We start from the raw sequence: 22,797 nt of genomic DNA, 5'->3' as shown, positions 1-22,797 counted from the left end.
CGGCTTGGCCAGAGCGGTTGAATCAAATCCGAAAGCCTTTGAATCCTTGTCTGAAGGACAGCCGTGATCCGCAAACATTCCGCAACGCTGCATGGCCACCGCACCAGCTTTTCGCTGGAAGACCCCTTCTGGGAAGAACTGAACAGGATCGCTGCGGGCCGGGGAATTTCGCTTGCCCGCCTGATCGCCGAGATTGATGACGCGCGAACGGATGGCTGCAACCTGTCGTCGGCGCTTCGCGTCCATGTGCTGGAATGGATCAGGAAAGCCTGAAGGCAGAGAGCAAGTCAGCTACACTCTGGAACGTGACGCCAACAGTGTTGTGCGTTCCCGCTGGAGGTCGAGCCCCGCAAGCAACAGGTTGCGCACCATCAGATCGGCGCGCCCGGAGACGTCCGGGAGGCAGACCCGGTTACGGCCGGAATTTTTCGCCAGATAAAGCTGCTCGTCGGCCACGCGGAAAACGTCCTCGTACTGGCCGGGATAGGCAAAACATGCACCGCCGATGCTGAGGGTTACCGCAACACCAGCAGCGTCGAGCCCCCGCTGCTATCGCCAACCGTCCGTCGAATTCGCTCGGCGACATCAAGCAGCGACTGGGGAGACGCATCCGTCAGGAACACCCCGAACTCCTCGCCGCCGAGCCGTCCGACAAGACCGCTGTCGCCGACAATCGAGCGGATCCGGCTTGCGATGGAGACCAGAACCTGATCACCGACCAGATGGCCGAAACGATCATTGATCTGCTTGAAATGATCGGCATCGATAATCAAGAGCCCCGAGGTTCCCGTCGATTTTTCTGCAGTTCTGGTGGCAAAGATCTGGTTGACGTCCGCGGTGAACGTCGTCCGGTTCAGGCACAGCGTGAGGCCGTCGATCCGGTTTGCCTGTTTCAACAGGTGATTGGCCAGCGACAATTGCTGGAGCTTGATGCCGATATAGGAAAACAACGGGATAGCGAGAAGGATGGGAATCCAGAAGGCAAGCCCGAGCGAGACGCGCATGACCTCAGGCCCGAAGGGATGGATGAAGATATAGGTGATGATCACGGATACACCCGTGCACACCACCGTACCGCCAACCGTCCAGACCGCAATCCAGCCAATGTCGCGAGTATCAAAGATACCGTCTAACGAACGCATGCGCTTCTCTTCTCTCCACGCCTTGAGAAAGAGCATGCAGCAAAGAGTATAAATTCCTTTCAAACAGTTGCCTAAAATGCAACGCAGATGATGTCCGTGCCCCGTTCAGGGCGTCGGATCGGTGCCTTTTTATCAAGGATGATAGGATCGACTCGATTGCCGGGACTAAGGCTGGGGCTGAACACCCGGCAGGCTATCGAAATTCAGCGCGTTACCGGTGATGGGGGTAATTCCTCCTCGCCACCCCGTCAGACGGATCGACGGGAAGCACCGACTGATTCTGCAACGCGCGCGCCTTGCGGGCCACATCCTCTGCCGCTTCCCGCGCCGCCTTTTCTTCTGCCGCCTTTGCTGCAGCGGCCTTGTCCGCAGCGGCCTGCTCCGCCGCTGCCCTTGCCGCCTCTTCGGCAACCTCTTTCTCGACGAGCGCCCTGGCTTCCGCCTCCTTCTTCAGGCGGGCAGCCTCTTCTGCGGCAGCCTTGCGGCGGCGCGCTTCTTCCTCGAGCCGAAGACGCTCGGCCTCGCGGCTCGCGGCATTGGCCTTGTAAAGTGCGACTTCGCGGCGCAGGCGCTGTTTTTCAAGCACGTTCGCCTGCAGTGTTTCCACCCGGCGCCGTTCGCGCTCGAAGGCGCGCAAGGACAGGAAATTGGACAGATCAGTCACGTCGAGCGTTACGCCCGGGGAACGCAGCAGGCCGGCATAATCAAGGCTCACCTGCGCTTCGGCACCCGCCAGCGCCTCCTCGCCCGGACGGTAGTTCAGCTTGAGCGTCGCCTTGATCCTGTTTTCCGGGAAGGTCACCTCTGCATCCGCAGACAGGGCGGCGGTGCCGTCCCCGGCCGAGACGTTCTGCGCGCGCACCGTGCCACCGGCAATGCTGAACGGCACCTTGACGGCACCAAGAACAGACTGGCCGCCGAACACGGCTCCCGCGACAGCCCGCTCGATCGCCTGCGGCGTGATCTCGCCCGTCACGCCATCCGCCGCCGTCAGGATCGCAGGCAAGGCGCCGGTGTTCAGACCACGCACAGTCAGGCCATCGATCGTCGCCGTGCCCGATCCGCTGGCCGATTCCGCCATGGCTTTGATCGACTTGCCGGAGGCTTCCAGCGCCAGCGAAAGATCGAACTTGCCTTCTGCGACCGGCCCGCCTCCGATGGCCCAGGAGACGCCCGCCAGATCGCCGCCCGTGAGATTTAGCCGGGTCTGGAAGAAGCCGGATCCATCGCCATTACCGAGCAGCATGCGTCCCTCGACCTTGCCGCCCAACCAATCGGCCGCAGCCTCCGCGATCTCGACCTGATCCCCTTTCCAGACAAGCTTGCCGGAAAAATTCGCCATCGGCGCGAAAACATCGGGCCAGAATTGCTTGGCGGTAACGTCGAGCATCACATCGAACCCGGTCCAGGCCGACTGCACCACCGGTACATCGGAAAGGTCCCCGGAGACGGCATCCTCTATAGGCCCGACAATGCTCTCGCCGATCCAGGCGAGATCGAGCGTATCGACGGCAATCTGCCCCTTGACCGGATTTCCGACTGTCTTGCGATCGATCACGAGCCCGCCGCTGAACGCATTGTTGTCGGCCTTGCCCGCAATGTTCGACAATGCCACCGCATCGACGGAGGTAACCACATCGGCTGTTGCGGCCAGCGGCAGGCCGCTGCCCATCTGAGGCAGGCCGATCCCCTGCAGCAGCAGGAACGGTTCGAAATCCTGACTTTGCAGTGTCAGCTTCAGCGTACCGTCGAGGAAATTGTCGCGGGAAAGATTGACATCGCCCTTGGCGCTGAAGGAGGTGTTTTGCGTCGTAAAGGTCAGCGCGCCATTGGCCTTGTCGGCATCCGTACTCTGCAGCTTCAACGACAGGATGGAGTTCGCATCGGCGTCGAACGGCAAGGGATCAAACCCCGTCTGTCCGAGCAGGATTGGTGTGGAAGGGTTTTCCAGCGTCGCCTCGAGAAGGATGCCCTGCCCGGCCAGCGCCTGCGCGATATCCGGCGCCTGGTAATTGGCGGCGATGTTGGTACCGTTGGCGGTGCCCAGTATGCCGAAGGTGACCAGCGCATTGCCGTCCTTGCTGCCGGCCGTCAGCGTCAGGTCCAGCGCCGCATCGGTATAATAGGGGCCGCTTTTCGCAAGTCTTGTCAGCGCCGGATGGCTGGCCGCATGCCGCTCAAGCATCTGCAGGAATGGTGTCAGGTCCGGCGAGGCAAGTTTCATCTTGGCCGAAAGGACCGGTGCCTCCAGCTCGCCGCTCATCCGGCCCGACAAGGCGACCTGGGCACCGGCCAGATCGCCGATCGAAACCCGCTCGGCCTGCAACTGCCCGTTTTTCAGCGTCGCCACCAGCTGAACGTTGCGCGCAGTCTCGCCGAAGGCGGAAAACGCATCCGCCGAAAGATCGGCGGCAATGGCATGCGACAGCAGTGTTTCGCTCGAGGCATCGCCGGCGACGAGCCCGGCCAGCGCCTGCAGCGCCTCCAGGTCGATCTTGTTGCCCTTCAGTTGCAGCGAAAGGCTTGGGTCGGCACCGTCCAGGGCCTGCCGCTCGATGCGGCCGCGCAGGATGGCCGGCCCTGCCGCCACTTCGAGGCGCTCGAATTGCTGCAGCGTCTCCGTCAGATTGACCGTTGCCGAAAAGCCCGCCGTCTTCAGCGTGCGGATCGCAGGATCGACGGAACCGGCAAGCCAGGTGGCAAGCCCCGATGGCTGGTTGGAGGCGACGAGCAGTTCACCGCGGAAGGCGCGCTGGCCGCGCAGGTTGAGCCGGCCCTTGGCTTCGAGCTGCGTGCGGCCCGGTAACAGCGCCACGGCATTGTCGATCATCCATCCGGCCCCGTCCGGGCGCAGATCGAGCCGTACGTCGCGCACGGTCGTATCGCCGATGACGATGGCCGGCAGCTTCAGGCTCGCCCTGCCCGCCACCTGGGGGATCGGGATATCGGCGGCAATCGCCAGCATCGCGGCCAGACGCTGGCGCACCGAGACTGCGGGGTCGCGGCCCGTCTTGCCGGCCTCGCCGGTATTGCCGATGCGGCTGACGTCGATCTGTTGGCCATCGGCCAGCAAAAGGAATTCCGGGGTCTTGCCGGTGTCGAGTGTCGCTTCGCCGGTCACCAGATAGGGATCGTCCTTGGGGCCAACTTCGAGACGGTATTCCGGCACGCGGATGCGCTCGTTGGTCAGCTCGAAACCGCCGGTCACCCGCAAAGCATTGCGCGCCGCATCGGCTTGCTGCACCTCGGCATTCTCGCGGTTTTCGGTCAGCGTGAACTTGCCCTTGTAGACGGGCTTCAGATCGATGATTTTCAGATCACCGTCGAGCTCGACCCCGAAGGGCCGCTTGTCCGGTGTCAGGCGCGTGCGCAGGCCAAGTGTGCCCGCCTCGTCAGCCTCGTTGCTCGAAAAGGCAAAGCTTCCCGCCTCCCCGTCAAGCGCCGCCCTGCCCTCGACCTTCCAGGGCCCGGCCAGCGAGCGGGCCGAAAGATCGGCCGAGAGATCAGTGATGCGGCGGGTTCGACCCGTCTGCTCATCGATGAAATCGATCTGCCCCTTGGTGATGGAGACACTTTCGAGCACCACGGTCTTGGCCGGGATCGAGGCCTTTCGGCCCCGCGCCCAGTCCAGCGTTCCATCCGGAAGCAGCCGGATCTTGGCCTTCGGCGCCTCCAGCCGCATGTCGAAGATCAGCGCCTCGCCGGAGAGGAATGGGGCCAGTTCCGCATCCATCGAAAATCGGGAAATCTGGATCAGCGGCTCGCCGGTCTCGGACTGGCCGACACGCACGTCGTTAAGGGTGACGGACGGAAACGGGATCAGGCGCGCATCGACACTGCCATGCACGACCACGGGCTTGCCCATGATCCGGCTGGCTTCACGCTCGAAATCCTTGCGGAAATCCGTCCAGTCCACGAACAGCGGCGCAATCAGCGCCGCAAACAGCGCCACGACCATCAAACCGCCGATAAAAACCAGAATTCGCGCAAGCACTTGTGGGAAGTCCTATCTCTCTTGTCCAGCCGAACCTGATACATGAAACCTAGCGTTATTCATGGCGCATGCCAGCCCCTATCGCTTTTTCCCGGCCTAAAATCCAATTGCTTGTGCGGCCTGTTCGATCTCACAGCGAAAAGATCTTGCCGGGATTGAAAATATTGTCGGGGTCGAGCGCGCGTTTGACCTGCCGCATCAGGTCGAGCGCATCCCCCAGCTCCGCTTCCAGAAACGGCATCTTGCCCTGGCCGATGCCGTGTTCACCGGTGCAGGTTCCGTCCATCGCAAGCGCGCGGTCATTGAGCCGCGCCACGAAAGCCTCGGCGCGGCCGACGTCCGCCGCGTCCTTGTCGTCAAACAACAGCCCGACATGGAAATTGCCGTCGCCGGCATGGCCGACGATCGGCGCGATTAGGCCATGGGCAAGGATGTCCTCCTGCGTCGCCTCGACGCAATCGGCAAGCCGGGAGATCGGCACGCAGACATCGGTGGACAGGATGCCAAGCCCCGGCGCCAGGCTCTTCTGCGCCCAATAGGCATTGTGCCGCGCCTTCCAGAGTTTGGCCCGCTCCTCGGCATTGGCCGTCCAGAGAAAGTCGGTTCCGCCGAATTCCGCGGCGATCTCGGCAAACTGCTTCGATTGCAGTGCGACACTGTCCGGGCTGCCATGGAATTCGAGGAACAGCGTCGGCACCTCGGCAAAGGTCAGCCCGGAATAGGCGTTGCTCGCCTTCATCTGCAGGGCATCCAGCAGTTCGATGCGCGCCACCGGAATGCCGGACTGGATCGTCAGCATCACGGCGTTGCAGGCATCGCTGATGCTCGGAAACGGACAAACCCCGCCGGCGATCGTCTCCGGTATGCCCTGCAGCCTGAGCGTGATCGAGGTGATGATGCCGAGCGTGCCCTCGGCACCGACGAACAGCCGCGTCAGGTCATATCCGGCCGAGGATTTTTCGCCCGGTGCGCCGTGCGGATTTCCTTAGCCCCGGCCGTCACGGCGGTCAGTGCCAGCACATTGTCCTTCATCGTGCCGTACCGCACCGCATTGGTCCCGGACGCGCGTGTCGAAGCCATGCCGCCGATCGAGGCATTGGCGCCTGGATCGATCGGGAAAAACAGGCCGGTATCGCGCAGATAGGTGTTCAGCGCCTCGCGCGTCACCCCGGGCTCGACCGTGCAGTCAAGATCGCCTGGATTGACGGACAGGACCTTGTCCATCCGGCTCATATCAACGCTGATGCCACCATGCGGCGCGTTGATATGTCCCTCCAGCGAGGAACCCGTGCCGAACGCAATCAGCGGCACGCAGTGCGCGCAAGCGATTGCCACGATCTCCCGAACCTCCGCCGCAGTCTCCGGAAACACCACGCCATCCGGCAGTTGCGCCGGAATATAGGTCGTCGTGTGGGCGTGCTGGGCGCGGACGGCTTGGCTGGTCTGGAGCCTCGGCCCGAAACGTTCGGCAAGCAACGGCAGAACGGCAGCAATGCCCGCCTCGTTGCGCTCACCCATCCGGATCGCCATCAGTGCCATAACGTCTCCTCCAGAGGCCAGCCCCGCCGTGCAATGCGACCCATGGAACCTCTTTGATTTCAAAGCGCTACTGTGCAAATCGGAATCGATTTGTCCAGAACCTCATCCACAAGCTTCGGTACCCGACGTGGGATTGATAGTGAGTGAGACCGGTCGGACACAGGCCGCTGCAAACGACGCTTGCAGCATCAAAACCGGGAGCAAATTACGTAGAATGCGCTATACTCTGATTCCGGCGTTGCCCACGCCTCCCCCTCCAAGTGGGAAAGTAGAATGCATACCGGGCCATCTTATCATCGCGCCAACTGGCCGAGCAAACGCATAAGGAGGGATTGCAAATACTGCTCGATACAGGAGGTTTTGATGCAATTGCCGGTGCCGATCTATGTTTTGAAACGCCAGGCCAAACGCCTGTCCCGCGAAAACCGTATTCCCCTCAACGAGGCGCTCGACTGCGTTGCCCTTGAGCAAGGCTATAGCGGATGGAGTCTGCTTGCGGCCCGCCACACTGCGGACACGCCGGCGAAAAACTCTTTGGCCAGTTGAGGCAAGGCGATCTCTTGCTGATTGGCGCACGGCCTGGGCAAGGCAAGACGCTGTTGGCACTCGAACTGGCTGTGGAAGCTATGAAGGCCGGTAGTCCGGGCGCGTTTTTCACGCTGGAATACACCGAGATTGATATTCTCGATCGGTTGCGCGCAATCGGTGTCAAGCCATCGGAATTTGACAACCTCTTTGAATTCGACTGCTCCGACGCCATCAATGCCGACTATATCATTCAGAGGCTTGCATCGGCGACGCGGGGGACTGTCGTGGTGATAGACTACCTGCAACTGCTCGACCAAAATCGATCCAATCCTCCATTGGCCGTTCAGGTCGCCGCATTGAAGTCCTTCGCGCGAGATCGCGGACTGATGATCGTCTTCATCTCGCAGGTTGACCGCGCCTACGATCCCTCGAAAAAGCGGTTTCCAGATCGCGAGGATATCCGGTTGCCTAATCCTCTGGATCTGCGGCTTTTTGACAGGATGTGCTTTCTGAACAATGGCAGCGTCAACGTCCACGCGACGACCGGGGAAGTTTAAAAGCTACAGGCACATACCCTTCAGCCGGAACCCTACGGCTGAAGGGTACATGCTTTGTCAGACAACAGAACGGTGCCTCACTCCGCCGGCTGCATCCCCTCGACTGCATCCAGCTCCTGCTGCAGGCGGCGTTCCTCGTCGGCATGCGGCTTGGTGAAGCGGGCGATGACGAGATAGGCGACGGGCGTCAGGTAGAGCGTCACCACCGTGGCGAGGCCAAGCCCGCCGACCAGCACCCAGCCCAGCGCGATGCGAGCCTCGGCGCCTGCGCCACTTGCCAGCACCAGCGGCACGGCGCCGACGATCGTGGCGATCATCGTCATCATCACCGGCCGCAGGCGGATGTTGGACGCGTTCTCGATCGCCTCGCGCACGTCCTGCCCGCGGTCGCGCAGCTGGTTGGCGAATTCCACGATCAGAATGCCGTTCTTGGCCATGATTCCGACGAGGAGAACAAGGCCGATCTGGCTGTAGATGTTCAGCGTGTTGCCGGTCAAAAGCATCGCAAAGACGGCGCAGGCAAGCCCGAGCGGCACCGTCGACATGATGATCAGCCCGCTGACGAAACTCTCGAACTGCGCCGCCAGCACCAGGAAGATGATGACGATGGCAAAGCCGAAGGTGATGAACAGGCCGTTGGCGTTCTCGTTCAGCGATGCGGCTTCCGCAAGCGGCAGAACGCGCGATCCCGGCGGCAGCAGGGGTTCGGCCATGGTTTCAACCATGCTCAACGCATCGCCAAGCGCCAGCCCGTCCTTGAGGCCGGCGGAAAGCGACACCGAGCGCAGTTGCTCTTCGCGCGACAATTGCGGCGCCACGGCCTTTTCCTCGACATTGGCAATCGTCGACATCGGCACGATGCGACCGTCCCCGGTTTTCAGGAAGATGTTCTGCAGATCGGTCGGATCGTTGATCGGGTTGGTGGTCGAAAGCAGCTTCACCGGGTAGGATTCGCCCTCGACATAGACGTCGAGCACGCTGTTGCCGTCGAGCATGGCCTGCAGCGCCGAGGACAGCCCTGTTATGTCGATGCCGAGATCGGAGGCGCGCTCGCGGTCGATGGTCACCGAAAGCTGGGCCTGGTTGGCCTCGTAGTTCAGACGGACATTCTCGAAGCGACCGCTGTCCTCCATCTGGCGCACCAGCGTTGCCGCCGCAGCGCCAAGCTTCGTATAGTCATTACCGATCAGCGCCACCTGCAGGCCGTTTCCGGCGCCGCGAATACCGAGACTGTTGGGCTGCATCGGGAAGGCGCGGATCGACGGGATTTTCGCGGTCATCCTGGCGATATCGGAAGCGATCTGCTGCTGCGTGCGCGTCCGGTCACTCCATGGCGCCAGCGTCAGCACCATGAAACCGCTGTTGACCGAGCCGCCCTGGCCGGAAATCGAGAAGACATTGGCGATTTCGCCTGATTTCAGCATCGGCTGCAGCCCGTCCTCCACCTTGCGCATCTGCGCCTGCGTATAGTCGAGCGAAACGCCCTGCGGCGCCTGCACACGCAGCATGACGCGCGAACGATCCTCCGTCGGCGTCAGTTCGGATTTCAGCAGCGCGAAAGCACCCCCACCCACGGCGGTAAACGCTGCCGCAATGAAGAAGACGATCAGCGGCGCATTCAGGCAGGCGCGCAATGACACCCTGTAAAAGCCGGCGGCAGCCCCGCCAAATCGCGCCAGAAAGCCGGTATGGGCCTTCTCGTGCCCCTCGGCGGAGAGCATGCGCGATGCCAGCATCGGGCAGAGCGTCAGCGAGATGAAGGAGGACAAGAGGATCGCGAAAGCCAGCACGAAGCCGAACTCGCGGAAAAGCCCGCCGGTCTGGCCGGGCAGGAAGGACAAGGGAATGAACACCGCCGCCAACGTCGCCGTCGTGGCGATGACCGCGAAGAACACTTCCAGCGTGCCATGCACGGCAGCCGCGCGCGGCCCCATGCCCTCGCCGCGTCGCCGGACGATGTTTTCCAGCACCACGATCGCATCATCAACCACGAGCCCGGTCGCCAGAACGATGGCGAGCAGCGTCAGGATGTTGATCGAGAAACCGGCAAGATAGATGGCAGCACAAGTCCCGATCAGCGCGATCGGCATGGTGATCGTCGGAATGAGCGTCGCGCGCCAGTCGAGCAGGAACATGTAGATGACGAGCGTGACGATGACGACGGCAACGCCGAGCGCGATCTCCACCTCATGGATCGCGCCATCGATAAACACGGCGTCATCGCTGGTGATGGCGATCTGCGTACCTTCAGGCAAGATGCCGGAAATCGTCGCAACAGCGGCCTTGACGCCATTGGAGATATCCAACGTATTGGATTGGGCCTGCCGGATGATACCGAGGCCGATGCCCTGGCGACCGTTGGAGCGCAGCGATGACGTCCCGACATCCGGGCCGAGCGTCACGGTGGCGACATCGCGCAGCCGCACATTCGGCCCGATGATCAGGTTTTCGAACTGATCGGGCGTCTGCAGGTCGGCGGTGGCGCGCACGGAGATATCCTGGTCGACGCTGGTCAGCGATCCGGCCGGCACGTCCATCGAAGCAGAGGCGAGCGCCGTGCGCAGGTTCGCGACGGTAACGCCGCGCCCGGCCAGTTTCGACTGATCGACATCAATGCGGAAGATTTTCTCTTGGTCGCCATTGATCTGCACGTCGGCAACGCCTTCGACGGCGGCCAACCGGTCGGTGATCTCGTTTTCGGCGAGCAGCGTCAGGTCTTCCATCGACAGCGTATCGGAGGTCAGCGCAAGCCGCATGATCGGCTGGCTGTCGGCGTCGGCCTTGACGATGCGCGGTTCGTCGGCGTCTTCAGGCAGTTGGTTGGTCACCCGGCCGAGCGCGTCGCGGATGTCATTGGAGGCCTGGCCGATATCGGTCGTGTCGGAAAATTGCAGCGTCACCCGGCTCTGGCCAAATTGCGAGGTCGAGGAAATATCCTTGATGCCCTGCACGCGCGAGACGGCGCCCTCGATCACCGAGGTCAGTTCGCGGTCCACCGTCTCCGGCGATGCGCCATCGAACTGGGTATTGACCGAAACCACGGGCTGGTCGACCTGCGGCAATTCGCGAATCTCGATGCCGTTGAGGGCAGCGAGGCCGGCAACCACGATCAGCGTATTGACGACGAGGGCAAAAATCGGCCGGCGGACAAAAAGCGCTGTAAACCCTGCCTTGCCGCCTGCATTTTTCCGCTCGTCCGCGCTCATTTGGCCGCCTCCGCTTCCGTAACCTTCTGCTCCTTGTCGCCACGCGACGTCCCGGCCGGCTTGCCATCCGCAGCCCCAGCCGCCGGTGCACCGGCGATTTGCACGGTCCCGCCGTCCCGAAGCCGCTGCACGCCCTCGGTCACGACCACGTCGCCTTTGGTCAGCTTGGCATCGACTAGAACCTTGTCGGCATTGCGCTGGACGATCTTGACCGGCACCTTTTCCGTCTTGTCGCCGGCAACGCGCCACACATAGGAGCCATCGGCGCTCCATTGGATCGACAGCGGATTGACCGTCGGATACTGATCGCCGTCAAACGTCAACGCGACCGAAAAGGACATGCCGGCGCGCAACGTGTCGTCGGGATTGTCGATCCGCGCGCGAACCCTCAGCGTCCGGCTCGCCTGGTCGATGCGGTTGTCTATGGCATGCACCACGCCGGCAAGTTCCGATCCCGGTTGCGCGATCGCCGTTGCCGAAACCGCCTGCCCGACGGAAATCTTGTTGGCAAAACGCTCCGGCACCCAGAAATCGACGAGGATCTGCGAGCGATCATCAACGACGGCGATCGGCGTCGACGTCGTGACATAGTCTCCCGGATTGACGGTGATGATGCCGACAATGCCCTTGGACGGGGCGATGATGTCGCGACGCTTCAGATCGAGTTCGGCTGTCTGCAGCGCAAGCTCCGCGCCCTGAAGCGCGAATTCGGCGTCGCGGATTGCGACGATGGCCACGGCATTGCCGAGCTTGCGGTTACGCTCGACCTTTTCGGAGGCATTGTCGCGATTGAGTTTTGCCTGCGCCGCGGCCACCTTCTGGTCATCGCTGTCGAGACGGGCAATCACCTGCCCCTGTTCGATGCGGTCGCCGGATTTGACGAGAACCTCGGTCAGATTGCCTGTCGCAAGCGGAGTCACGGTGGCGGAGAGAATGGCATCACCATTGCCGATCGCATTCAGCCGGTCGTTGACCACGGCCATGTCGGCGGCCTGGGTGACGACGATCGGCGTCTGATTGCCGGCGCCCTGCCCCTGGCCGCGGCGCCCCTGCCCGGCGGTCTCCTCCGCCGGCTGCGGCTTGGCGATCGCCTCGATGATCGGCGCCGACACGCCCACCTTTGCCAGCATGGCGCCGGCACCCGGCACGAAGCGCACCCAGGCCATCACGCCGATGACGAGGATAACCAGACTGATCACCAGCTGCTTCCAGAGCTTCATGCACGTCTCCAAATGAAAAACAGGTCTTCGCGGCCAGCGGCCGCCAGGCGATGCTTGTGACCGCTTCAACTGGCGCAACTATCCGCTTTTGCAAGAGGCCGGGCAATCCTAGAATGCCATCATTACGCAATTGTAATGCAACGCATATTTCCCAAAGTGCAGCGCAACATAATTGTGGGTAACAGCCGATCACGATGCCTTGATCAATCGCCCGTTTTTCGTGAAGCTGGAACGCATGAGACAAGTGCGGATAATTTTCCAGCCAACCCGATTGAAGGCAATCCATTCTGCGCGCCGGCATCGGCATGGAAAGCCGCCGCTCGACGCATGGAAACATCCTTGGTAGCCTCGCATCGCAGTTGAAAGTGCCGATCCTTCCACCACCGTCACCACCCATGTTCAGAGGGAATGCTTCCATGTGCAATGCCTGCGTCATCGAATCCGTCAAGAACAACATGCTATCGCGAAGAGGACTGTTTAGGGCAGCGGCGACCGGCGCCGCTGCAACGGTGATTGCCAGCACCACGGGTGCAGTCGGCAGCGCCTTTGCCGCAACGCCGGCAAGCGTCAAGGACCTCACCCACGAACTCTATGAGGAGTTTCCGACCTTCTTCGGCAACCAGCAATTTTTCCGCGAACAGAAGTTCAATCACGCTGAGCACACCTTCAACCTGTTCGAACTCCGGTTCAGCGAGCATACGGGCACGCATCTCGATGCTCCTCTGCATTTCACCGCCGACGGGCAGTCGGTCGCCGAGATACCTGTCGGCAATCTCGTCGTGCCGCTGGCCATTATCGATATCCGAGCCAAGGCGGCGGAGAATGCCGATGCGCAGCTGACACCCGACGACCTCAAGGCCTGGATCGCCGCCAATGGCGACATTCCCACCAATGCGGCCGTGGCGCTCAACTCCGGCTGGTCGGCCCATCTCGGCACCGACAAGTTCCGCAACGCAGACGCGGAAGGCAAGATGCATTTCCCGGGCTTCCACGTCGAAGCGGTGCAGTTCCTGCTGGAAAACACTACGGCCGTGGGCATCGCCGTCGACACCCTGTCGCTCGACCATGGAATTTCCCCCGATTTCGCGGTTCACAACACCTGGCTTCCGGCCGGCCGCTGGGGCCTGGAGGCGATCGCCAATCTCGACGGCCTGCCGGCCACCGGCGCAACCCTCGTGGTCGGCGCACCAAAGGTGCGTGGCGGCACCGGCGGCCCATCACGGGTCTTCGCCTTGGTCTGAGTGGCCACTTGACGCCGCGCGCGTGCCCGGTGCACCGTGCGGCGTCCACCCAGGAGACGTAAAGCCGTGAGCACCAGAGCCCCACTCGCCGACCCGGAAGCCGATCCCCGTGTCAAGGCGGTGTTCGATGACATACGCGAAACGCGCAAGAGCGACTTCATCAACAACATGTGGCGCTACCTCGCTTTCGACCCGGCGCTGCTGGAAAAACCTGGGCGGAAGTGAAGGCCGTCATGGCAACGCCATCCAGCCTCGATCCGCTGGTGAAAGAAATGCTCTACATCGCGGTGTCGGTCACCAATGGCTGCGGATATTGCGTGCACTCCCATACGGCAGCGGCAAGGGCCAAGGGCATGACCGATGCGCAGCACGCCGAACTCTTGGCGATCATCGCGCTGGCCGGCAAGACCAACCAGTTGGCGACGGCCCTGCAGCTGCCCGTCGATGCGGCATTCGACGCCGATCGCAGCTGATTGTCCATGGCCGTACCGTGTTTCCACAAGCAATGCCTTTGGCGACGGCATGACGGAATAAAAGAGGAACGCCAATTCTGGCCTTTCGGCTCCGAATCACTACATTGAGCCGCATGAGCAATGGTTTTGACGATATTCCCTTCTTCGATGAGGAGCCCGCGCCGCGCCGGCCGGCCGGAAACAACCCGGCCCCGGCAGAGGCTGCGCCATCTGGACTCGGCATCGCCGCGCGCGCCATGGCCGCCCGCGATGGCGGCCGCCGTCCGGATTATCTCGCAGGTCTGAATGCCGAGCAGCGCGAGGCGGTGGAAAGCATCGATGGTCCCGTTCTGGTTTTGGCAGGCGCCGGCACCGGCAAAACCCGAGTGCTGACCACCCGCATCGCCCATATCCTCGCGTCCTCCAAGGCCTTCCCCAGCCAGATCCTCGCCGTCACCTTCACCAACAAGGCAGCGCGCGAAATGAAGGAACGCGTCGGCGTTCTCGTCGGCGGTGCGGTCGAGGGCATGCCCTGGATGGGCACCTTCCACTCGATCGGCGTCAAACTCCTGCGCCGCCATGCCGAACTCTGCGGCCTGCGCTCGGCCTTCACCATTCTCGACACCGATGACGTGGTGCGGCTGATCAAGCAGCTGATCCAGGCCGAAGGCATCGACGACAAGCGCTGGCCGGCCAAGCAGTTTGCCCAGATGATCGACGGCTGGAAAAACAAGGGGCTTTCGCCAGCCGATATCCCTGAGGGCGACGCCCGTGCCTTCGCCAATGGCAAGGGCCGCGAGCTCTACGCCGCCTATCAGGCCCGGCTGAAGACGCTCAACGCCTGCGATTTCGGCGATCTTCTGCTGCATCCGATCAAGATGTTCCGCGAGCATCCCGACCTCCTGAAGGAATACCACCAGAAATTCCGCTATATTCTTGTCGACGAGTACCAGGACACCAACACCGCCCAATATATGTGGCTGCGCCTGCTCGCCCAGCGCCCCAAGGGCGTGCCGCAGAATGTCTGCTGCGTCGGCGACGACGACCAGTCGATCTATGGCTGGCGCGGCGCCGAAGTCGACAACATCCTGCGTTTTGAGAAGGATTTCTTGGGCGCCAAGGTCATCAAGCTCGAGCGCAACTATCGCTCGACCGAGCACATCCTCGGTGCCGCCGCCCATCTGATCGCCCACAACGAAGGCCGCCTCGGCAAGACGCTGTTCACCGATCGCTCCGATCCGGATGACCAGAAGGTGCAGGTCCATGCCGCCTGGGACAGTGAAGAGGAAGCCCGCGCCGTCGGCGAGGAAATCGAGCAACTGCAGCGGAATAAGCACAATCTCAACGACATGGCGATACTGGTGCGCGCCTCGTTCCAGATGCGCGAATTCGAAGACCGCTTCGTCACGCTCGGCCTCAATTACCGCGTCATCGGCGGCCCGCGCTTTTATGAGCGCCTCGAAATCCGCGATGCGCTGGCCTATTTCCGCCTCGTCTGCCAAGATGCCGACGATCTTGCCTTCGAGCGCATCGTCAACACGCCGAAACGCGGCCTTGGCGACACGAGCATCCGCGCCCTGCATGATTATGCCCGTGCCCGCGATGTGCCGATGCTGGCCGCCGCCGCCGACATGATCGAGACCGACGAGTTGAAGGCCAAGGCCCGCAAATCCCTGTTCGACGTCGTCACCAATTTCCATCGCTGGCAGGGCCTGCTTGAAAACACGCCGCACACCGAGCTCGCCGAAATCATCCTGGAAGAGTCCGGCTATACGGACATGTGGAAGAACGACAAGTCGGCCGAGGCGCCGGGCCGTCTGGAAAACCTCAAGGAACTGATCCGCTCGATGGAGCAGTTCGAAAGCATGCGCGGCTTTCTCGAACATATCGCGCTGGTCATGGACACCGAGACCAACGAAAATCTCGATGCCGTCTCGATCATGACGCTGCATTCGGCCAAGGGCCTGGAATTCGAAACCGTCTTCCTGCCCGGCTGGGAGGAAGGACTGTTCCCGCACCAGCGCGCGCTGGACGAGGGCGGTCGCTCGGGGCTGGAGGAAGAACGCCGCCTTGCCTATGTCGGGCTCACCCGCGCCAAGCGCCGCTGCCACATCTGGTTCGTCTCCAACCGCCGCATCCACGGCCTCTGGCAATCGACCCTGCCCTCGCGCTTCCTCGACGAACTGCCCGTCACCCATTGCGATGTTTCCGAGCCGGAACAGTCCTATGGCGGCTATAACAGAGGCGGCTACGGCCAGTCGCGCTTCGACAAGCAGGAGCCCTTCGCCAACACCTATTCCACCCCGGCTGGAAACGCGCCCAGGCCAACAAGACCGATGCCACCCGCGACAACTGGGGCAACCGCTCCGGCGTCTCGATCGAGCGCATCGGCTACGGCGAGTCCGGACCGCGCGCCAAAACAATCGACGGCGAACTCGTCGCCAAATCGAAGATCGACGAAGCCTCGAAATTTTCGATCGGCGACCGCGTCTTCCACATCAAATTCGGCAACGGCCACATCGCCTCGATCGAAGGCAACAAGCTGACGATCGACTTCGACCGCGCCGGACAGAAAAAGGTGCTGGACGGGTTTGTGGAGCGGGTGTGACCTGATTGGGTAATCCACCACAAGGTCGTCATCCTCGGGCCTAACCCGAGGATCCACAGCCATGGCCTCTCAAGCCTCCACATCCCTAATCTTCACCACCCCGCCGTCAACAATCGATTTACCAATTCATTGCAGAGTGGTGCAGTTGCAATCTCTAATTAGAGACCACTTATAGAGGTATATCTTGATGACCGGCATTCTGAATTTCGGCTTCGATACCAAGGCAATACTGGATGCCATGAGCCGTTCGCAGGCCATCATCGAGTTTGATCTCACCGGCAAAATCCTGAGCGCCAACGAGAATTTCTGCAAGGCGCTGGGTTATCAGGCGTCCGAAATCATCGGCCGCCACCACAGCATGTTCGTCCTGCCCGAAGAGGTCAGCACGCCGGCCTACAAGGCATTCTGGGAAAAGCTGGCAAGAGGCGAGTTCGACCAGTGTCAGTACAAGCGCATCGCGAAGGGTGGACGTGAAATCTGGATCGAGGCCTCCTACAATCCGGTCTTCCGCCGTGGAAAACCGTACAAGGTCGTCAAGTTCGCGACAGACATTACGGCCGCCAAGCTGAAGAGTGCCGAGGACAATGGCAAGCTCGCCGCCCTGTCCCGCGCCCAGGCCGTGATCGAGTTCACGCCGGAGGGCCAGATTCTGACGGCAAACGAAAACTTCCTCTCCGCCCTCGGTTATTCGCTGCCGGAAATCCAGGGCAAACACCATTCGATGTTCTGCGAAGCCGGTTTTGCCCAGTCGCCGGCCTACAAAGCCTTCTGGGAAGATCTGCGCGCCGGCACCTTCGCAACCGACCAGTTCCTGCGGATCGGCAAGGGCGGCAAGCGGGTCTTCATCCAGGCCTCCTACAATCCGGTCATGGACGACAATGGCCAGGTCTTCAAGGTGGTGAAATTCGCCACCGACGTGACGGAGCGCATGCACGCCGTCGAGGAAATCGGCGCCGCCCTGGCGCGCCTGTCCCAATGCAATATCCGCATGACGCTGGATGAGCCCTTCGTCGGCGAATTCGAAACATTGCGCCGGGATTTCAACACCTCGATCGCCGAGTTTCAGAAAACCCTGGTCAATGTGCTTGGCCAGACGCGCGATCTCGGCGACAGCAGCCAGCAGATGCGCGAGGCAGCCGAAAATCTCGCCGAGCGCTCGCAGCAGCAGGCCGCAGCGCTGGAGGAAACCTCTGCCGCCCTCGACCAGATCACCGCGACCGTTCGCTCGTCCACGGAAAACACGCAGGAGACCCGCAAGCTCGTACAAACTGCCCGCCTTTCGACAGCAGCTTCGACCACCGTGGTCAAGGAAACCGTCACTGCCATGCAGCGGATCGAGGCGGCATCGCGCGAAATCAGCCAGATCATCGGCGTCATTGATGAAATCGCCTTCCAGACCAATCTTCTCGCCTTGAATGCCGGCGTGGAAGCGGCCCGTGCCGGCGATGCCGGCAAGGGTTTTGCCGTCGTCGCCCAGGAAGTCCGCGAACTCGCCCAGCGCTCGGCCAAAGCGGCCAAGGAGATCAAGGCCCTGATCACCAATTCCGGCACGGAGGTCCAGGAGGGCGTTCGTCTCGTCGGCAAGACCGGCGACGCGCTTCAGGACATCGAGGAACTCGTCCAGTCTATCACGAAGAACATCGATGCGATCGCAACCGCGGCGCAGGAACAATCGGTTGGGCTTCGCGAAATCAACAAGGCCGTCAACGAACTTGACCGAATGACGCAGGAAAACGCGGCGATGAGCGAGCGGACCACCGACATCAGCCGCGCCCTCGCCCAGGGCGCCCATACGCTGACCGATCTCGTCGGCGTCTTCCAGTTAAACCGCCGCGAGATGCCGCGCGATCCGAATGCGCAGGCTCCGATCCGCAACAGCGCCGGCTTCAACAGCAACCGTGCCGCCTGAGGATAAACGATCCTCGGGCCAGGTCCAGGGATGATGGCTTCGGGGTGACGGGCCGAAAGCGCCGAATTACCCCCATAGCCGCCGCGGCGAGCAGGGCTTTTACATTTCCTCTCGCCGCACCTCCCTCCGTCATCCTCGGGCCGGACCCGAGGATCCACGGCCGAGTCTCCAAGTCTAAAACCCTCCCCGTTAAGGCCCAATACCGAGGGCCCAACCACAAAAAATCATCCCCTTTCATCCCCGCCCCCACCACGCATGCCATAATCCCCCCATCCCGCCGCGGATACACTGCCAGCCGTGGCAGCGAGGCGGGGCCGGCGCCGGGTTTGGGGGAAGGACGGAAGTCCTCTTGTCCGGGGTTCGCGGAAAATGGTCTCCCTCCGGCGACACGGGGAGAGGCAAGGGTCTGCCTCTTGTCTCTTGAAGCCCGAAAGAGCGCGCCGGGTGTGGCTGTGCGCCACCCATGGTGGCCGGTCGGATGGTTCTCCATCAGGCACGGCCGTCGCAGAGAGACCCAAGTCGCGGGCAGAAACCGCCGAACGGGGCGCTGAAAGGTGTCACTTTACTACAATCTAACGCGGCAGCTTTCAGCGCCCCGTCCGATCTCGCTCTTTGAACCCCCGGCGTTTTGACGCGCGGGGACGGAAGCCATGCGCGACGCACAAAAAATCCGGGAAACGGCCTTGGCCATGTCCCGGATTGGAATGCGCTCAGCGATGTCGTCCGAAATCTTTATCGGTCCTTGGACGACCCGAACAGCGATGCCAGCGTCTTGTTGGGTTTCGAGAAGCCGCCCTTCATGCTCTTGACGATGACCATGTGGCTGATCTCGCCGCGCTTGAAGGCCTTCAGGAACTTCGGATAGTTGGCGAAGGCGACGCAGCCATGGCTGTCGCCACGGTTTCGCAGCAGGTAGCTGTGGGCAAGCAGGCCGGTTCGGCCAAGCGGCGCCACGCCGTCTGTGGGCGTCAGACGCACGGCCTCGACGCCGTGAAACAGTGCCTCGCGCATTGTCACCTTGTAGGTGCCGGGCGGCGTCGGGCCCCTCATCTTCACATGCACGAAGTCGGGATTGTCGCGCATCTTGCCGATGCCGGAATGCGCCTCGAGCCTCTCGCCGTTCGGCATGTGCACCACGCCGGCGGAAATATCGTAATAGGCGACGCCCTTCTTGCCACGGAAGACCGGGCGGATGATCTCGTCATCCTCGTCGTCCATGTCAGGCAGGCCGGGCTTGGCATAGGCGAGTTCCCTAAGCTTCGGTTTTGTGTCCTTGGCCCCTGGTTTGCCGAGATCGGCATCGAGCGAACCGGCAGGACGCCGCAGCGGCAGCGGTCCCATATCCGGCAGCAGGCCGGAAAGCTCGACGGCTTGGTCGGACATGACCAGATTGAACGGCTTGGGCAGCATCTCGTCCTTGAGCGAAGCCTGTTCGACCAAAGCGGAGGCAACCACCGGCGTCGAACCGGTGATGATGTCCTTGTCGCGGGCCGGAATGATGGTCGCCAGCGCCTGCATCTTCTCGGCAAAGACTGCACCGGGCTTGGCCATCGCAACGGCGACGACGGCTTTATGCGGCACGGTATCGGCCTTGGCGACCATGTTGATGCGCGGCATGACGGTCAGGCGCGAAAACTTGGTGAGCCGCACCGTCCTTTCCTGCGGAATCGCGCGGATGAGCGGGTTGAGGCCAAGCGAGGCCTCGAGCCGCACCGGCTTGTCGGAGGGCAGCGAGGGGCCGGCGGCGTGCATGGCCGCCAGCGTCGCGATCATCCATACGGAAGCGGCAGCGGCAAAACCGATGATGGTGGCTCCGGAGAAGAAGCGTGTCGCCGATTTCCTTCGGATTGCTCCACTCGTGGAGACCCCGTCTCTGGATGCCCCGTTTCCGGAGACAAGGGGGCTGAACTTTTGAACCGCTGACGCCATGATACTGGTTACCCGAAACGCATTACTCGATCTCATGGCAACACCACGCGCCGCCGACGAAGCCGGTCCGATGTCAGCAGGGTGCGAAAGGCGTCCCTTGCCCGTACATGCCGGTTGATCAGAAGAATGACAAAGTATGGTAACCAATTCCTTTACGCTGGCTCCGTGATTTTCAAGGAGCAGGACCATAGGGAAATCGAAACTGCGCATGTGTAAGGGCAACGCCGCCGGCCTGAGCCGCCTCGTCCGCAACGCGCCTATGTCCTGCCTCAGACCCTGAATTTCAGGCAACAATAAGGACAAGCGCCCGCCCCCTCCTAGAACTAGGGATATGGAGACCTTTCAGGGACTTTGAAAAGCGTTGTTGCCGAAGCCTGTCGATGGTCGAATTGCATCCAGTCAATGCAATCATTGCGAGAGAATATTCCGTATTCACGCATGCCGATTCAAAGCTGCCGCGCGACGTTTCAAACCCGTGGAAATCTACGGGTAATGGCTGGATTGATTAAAATTGCTGCGAATTTCGACCGATAAAATTAAGTGGCCCTGACTACCACTTTGCGCCTGCCCGCCACCCGGACTCACATGTCTCAGCCAGGCAAAGACGACAGGACAATGCGCCCATGAGCTTTCTCTTCGCCATTTCTGCCATGGCCATAGCGATCATGTTTCCGGTCCTTTTATCGTTGCGCACATCAGGCGTGGCCGGTGTCTCCCGCTTTTCGCTCGCCTGCGGTCTGGCCGCCGCATCCATCTGTATCGCCATGTTCGACGGGCTTGCGCCACGATGGCTGTCCGGCATTGTCAGCGTCGGCCTGATGATCGGTGCAAGCTTGATGACGCTCTCCGGCTTTCGCCAGTTCTTCGGCCGCCCCGACCCTGATATCCGGATCATGCTGGCGGCCGCCGTCCTGCCCGTCCTCGGGCTTGCCTTTTTCAGCTACGGGGTCGACATGCCGGCTGGACGTGGTCTCATCAGCGGCGCCACGATTGCGCTCATCTTCGTGCTCATCGCCGCGACGATCCTTGCCCATGGGCCGAAGGACAAGAACATCTCGACCTATATGATCGTGTGCTTTGGCGCAGCCTGTGGCATCGCTCTGTTTCATATGCTGCGGGTGTTCATCCTGGTCACCGGTGTCGAAACCCTGCCGGGGTTTGCCGATCCGAGGCTGTGGACGATCGCCCTGCCCGCCGTGCGCATCCTGTTCCTGCCACTGTTCTTCCTGTCGATCATCCTGATGGTTCAAGGCCGGATGATCGCCGTTCTGCGCCACACGGTGGCTCACGACGATCTGACGGGCGTGCTTTCACGCCCGGCCTTCATGGCAAGGCTCCAGCGGACGTTTGAAGCAACGATGCGCTTCAACAGGCCGATGGCCTTCCTGCTGCTCGATCTCGACCGATTCAAGCAAATCAACGACCGATACGGCCATGCCGGCGGAGATGCGGCGCTGAAGCACTTCGCCGACGTGGTCGGCAAGCATCTCGACGGTCACGGTTATATGGGACGCCTGGGCGGCGAAGAATTCGGCATCGTCCTGCCCGGAGTCAGCGATGCCGAGGCAGTCCAATTTGCCGAGACGCTTTGTGCCATCGTTCGCATGGCGCCAATCGTCACGCAACAGGGCGCGACGATATGGCTGACGGTCAGCACGGGCATTGCCATGGCCGAGCAGAACGGCACCGCGGCCGAAACCATGATCCGTGCGGATACGGCGCTCTATGAGGCCAAGGCAGGCGGCCGGGATTGCCACGTTCTTGCCGACAGGGCGCATGGCGATATCGCTGCAAGCACCCGCGCCCTCAATGCCGCCGCAGCTCAGATGCGCATCGCCGATGCAGAAGCGCAGTTGGCGCCAGCCCAGATTACCGTTGGTTGATGCCCGCCGCTATCGAGCGTCGCCCTTTACGACCTTGTATAACGCCGGACTATACCTATCTCTGCTGGCATCGCTCACCGGAGATATCCCATGTCGCTGCATCGCCTTTTCCTGACCGCCTGTGCCCTGGCCGGTCTTGCTGCGGTAGCCTTGCCCGCCCGCGCGGAGACCGTCGGGCAGGTCGGGGTCGATTGGCTCGGCAATGACATTACGATCGATGCGGTCAGCGATCCGGAAATCAGCGGCGTCACCTGCCACGTCACCTATTTCGACCGCAGCGTCATCGACCGCCTGAAGAACGGCAACTGGTTCGAGGACCCGTCCAACAATTCGATTGCCTGCCGGCAGACCGGACCGATCGAGATCGGCGACATCGAACTGTCGGAAGAAGGTGAGGAAGTGTTTCGCGAAGGCCTTTCGCTGATCTGGAAAAAGCTGGTCGTCAACAGAATCTACGACAACAAGAACAATACGCTGATCTATCTCGCCCATTCGCGCGAACTGACGGATGGTTCGGCGAAAATGTCGATCTCGACGATCCCCCTGTTTAACCAGTCTGTCACCTGGAAGAATGGCGAGCCGAAATAAA

At 61.7% G+C, this 22,797-nt stretch carries 11 protein-coding genes and 4 pseudogenes; 8 read left to right on the top strand and 7 right to left on the bottom strand.

Annotated features, from left to right (window positions below; genetic code table 11):
• Positions 1-63: 63 nt before the first annotated feature.
• Complete coding sequence (locus P6U16_RS19855; RefSeq protein WP_277701906.1) at positions 64-273, top strand: ribbon-helix-helix domain-containing protein; 210 nt, start codon at positions 64-66, stop codon at positions 271-273.
• Positions 274-291: 18 nt separating this feature from the next.
• Here P6U16_RS19855 and P6U16_RS19850 read toward each other — a convergent pair whose 3' ends face one another.
• The 4 genes and pseudogenes from P6U16_RS19850 to P6U16_RS19835 form a co-directional block, all read right to left on the bottom strand.
• The gene (locus tag P6U16_RS19850) at positions 292-456 is read right to left on the bottom strand and encodes a hypothetical protein (protein WP_277701905.1); all 165 of its coding nucleotides are present in this window, start codon (positions 454-456) and stop codon (positions 292-294) included.
• Positions 457-515: 59 nt separating this feature from the next.
• A complete protein-coding gene (locus P6U16_RS19845) occupies positions 516-1,142 on the bottom strand; it encodes a GGDEF domain-containing protein (protein WP_277701904.1) in 627 nt (208 codons plus the stop codon).
• Positions 1,143-1,353: 211 nt separating this feature from the next.
• Positions 1,354-5,100, bottom strand: a complete 3,747-nt coding sequence (locus P6U16_RS19840; RefSeq protein ID WP_277703917.1) for an AsmA-like C-terminal region-containing protein — start codon at positions 5,098-5,100, stop codon at positions 1,354-1,356.
• Positions 5,101-5,266: 166 nt separating this feature from the next.
• Positions 5,267-6,675, bottom strand: a pseudogene (locus P6U16_RS19835) (FAD-linked oxidase C-terminal domain-containing protein).
• A 363-nt stretch (positions 6,676-7,038) separates the two neighbouring features.
• On the opposite strand from P6U16_RS19835, the pseudogene P6U16_RS19830 reads away from it, so the two are divergent.
• A pseudogene (locus tag P6U16_RS19830) lies at positions 7,039-7,760 on the top strand (DNA helicase).
• 77 nt (positions 7,761-7,837) lie between these two features.
• On the opposite strand, the gene P6U16_RS19825 reads toward P6U16_RS19830, so the two are convergent.
• Both P6U16_RS19825 and P6U16_RS19820 read right to left on the bottom strand, forming a co-directional pair.
• The gene (locus P6U16_RS19825; RefSeq protein WP_277701903.1) at positions 7,838-10,966 is read right to left on the bottom strand and encodes an efflux RND transporter permease subunit; all 3,129 of its coding nucleotides are present in this window, start codon (positions 10,964-10,966) and stop codon (positions 7,838-7,840) included.
• Complete coding sequence (locus tag P6U16_RS19820; RefSeq protein ID WP_277701902.1) at positions 10,963-12,186, bottom strand: efflux RND transporter periplasmic adaptor subunit; 1,224 nt, start codon at positions 12,184-12,186, stop codon at positions 10,963-10,965. The genes P6U16_RS19825 and P6U16_RS19820 overlap by 4 nt, the downstream gene beginning before the upstream one ends.
• Before the next feature lie 416 nt (positions 12,187-12,602).
• On the opposite strand from P6U16_RS19820, the gene P6U16_RS19815 reads away from it, so the two are divergent.
• The 4 genes and pseudogenes from P6U16_RS19815 to P6U16_RS19800 all read left to right on the top strand — a co-directional run bounded on the left by P6U16_RS19815 (position 12,603) and on the right by P6U16_RS19800 (position 18,396).
• The gene (locus tag P6U16_RS19815) at positions 12,603-13,427 is read left to right on the top strand and encodes a cyclase family protein (protein WP_277701901.1); all 825 of its coding nucleotides are present in this window, start codon (positions 12,603-12,605) and stop codon (positions 13,425-13,427) included.
• 66 nt (positions 13,428-13,493) lie between these two features.
• A pseudogene (locus P6U16_RS19810) lies at positions 13,494-13,900 on the top strand (carboxymuconolactone decarboxylase family protein).
• Between the two features lie 113 nt (positions 13,901-14,013).
• Positions 14,014-16,487 (top strand): annotated as a pseudogene (locus P6U16_RS19805) (UvrD-helicase domain-containing protein).
• Positions 16,488-16,674: 187 nt separating this feature from the next.
• Positions 16,675-18,396 (top strand): PAS domain-containing methyl-accepting chemotaxis protein, encoded by a 1,722-nt coding sequence (locus tag P6U16_RS19800; protein WP_277701900.1) that lies wholly within the window; start codon positions 16,675-16,677, stop codon positions 18,394-18,396.
• A 732-nt stretch (positions 18,397-19,128) separates the two neighbouring features.
• Here P6U16_RS19800 and P6U16_RS19795 read toward each other — a convergent pair.
• Complete coding sequence (locus P6U16_RS19795) at positions 19,129-20,325, bottom strand: DUF2778 domain-containing protein (protein ID WP_277701899.1); 1,197 nt, start codon at positions 20,323-20,325, stop codon at positions 19,129-19,131.
• Positions 20,326-20,948: 623 nt separating this feature from the next.
• On the opposite strand from P6U16_RS19795, the gene P6U16_RS19790 reads away from it, so the two are divergent.
• Both P6U16_RS19790 and P6U16_RS19785 read left to right on the top strand, forming a co-directional pair.
• A complete protein-coding gene (locus P6U16_RS19790; RefSeq protein WP_277701898.1) occupies positions 20,949-22,208 on the top strand; it encodes a diguanylate cyclase in 1,260 nt (419 codons plus the stop codon).
• Between the two features lie 90 nt (positions 22,209-22,298).
• Entirely contained in the window at positions 22,299-22,796 is a 498-nt protein-coding gene (locus P6U16_RS19785; RefSeq protein WP_277701897.1) for a CreA family protein, read from the top strand.
• Position 22,797: the final 1 nt, after the last annotated feature.

The sequence above is a fragment of the Rhizobium sp. 32-5/1 genome (assembly GCF_029537235.1).
In the GTDB taxonomy this organism is placed as follows: domain Bacteria; phylum Pseudomonadota; class Alphaproteobacteria; order Rhizobiales; family Rhizobiaceae; genus Pararhizobium.
The sequence above is the reverse complement of the archived record's forward strand: the minus strand, read 5'-3'. Positions and strand labels throughout refer to the sequence as shown.

Excerpts from the sequence above, each read along its gene's own strand:
- P6U16_RS19800 (WP_277701900.1), top strand. The coding sequence starts at position 16,675 with ATGACCGGCATTCTGAATTTCGGCTTCGATACCAAGGCAATACTGGAT.
- P6U16_RS19840 (WP_277703917.1), bottom strand. The coding sequence starts at position 5,100 with ATGGTCGTGGCGCTGTTTGCGGCGCTGATTGCGCCGCTGTTCGTGGAC.
- P6U16_RS19815 (WP_277701901.1), top strand. The coding sequence starts at position 12,603 with ATGTGCAATGCCTGCGTCATCGAATCCGTCAAGAACAACATGCTATCG.
- P6U16_RS19790 (WP_277701898.1), top strand. The coding sequence starts at position 20,949 with ATGAGCTTTCTCTTCGCCATTTCTGCCATGGCCATAGCGATCATGTTT.
- P6U16_RS19785 (WP_277701897.1), top strand. The coding sequence starts at position 22,299 with ATGTCGCTGCATCGCCTTTTCCTGACCGCCTGTGCCCTGGCCGGTCTT.
- P6U16_RS19825 (WP_277701903.1), bottom strand. The coding sequence starts at position 10,966 with ATGAGCGCGGACGAGCGGAAAAATGCAGGCGGCAAGGCAGGGTTTACA.
- P6U16_RS19795 (WP_277701899.1), bottom strand. The coding sequence starts at position 20,325 with ATGGCGTCAGCGGTTCAAAAGTTCAGCCCCCTTGTCTCCGGAAACGGG.
- P6U16_RS19820 (WP_277701902.1), bottom strand. The coding sequence starts at position 12,186 with ATGAAGCTCTGGAAGCAGCTGGTGATCAGTCTGGTTATCCTCGTCATC.
- P6U16_RS19845 (WP_277701904.1), bottom strand. The coding sequence starts at position 1,142 with ATGCGTTCGTTAGACGGTATCTTTGATACTCGCGACATTGGCTGGATT.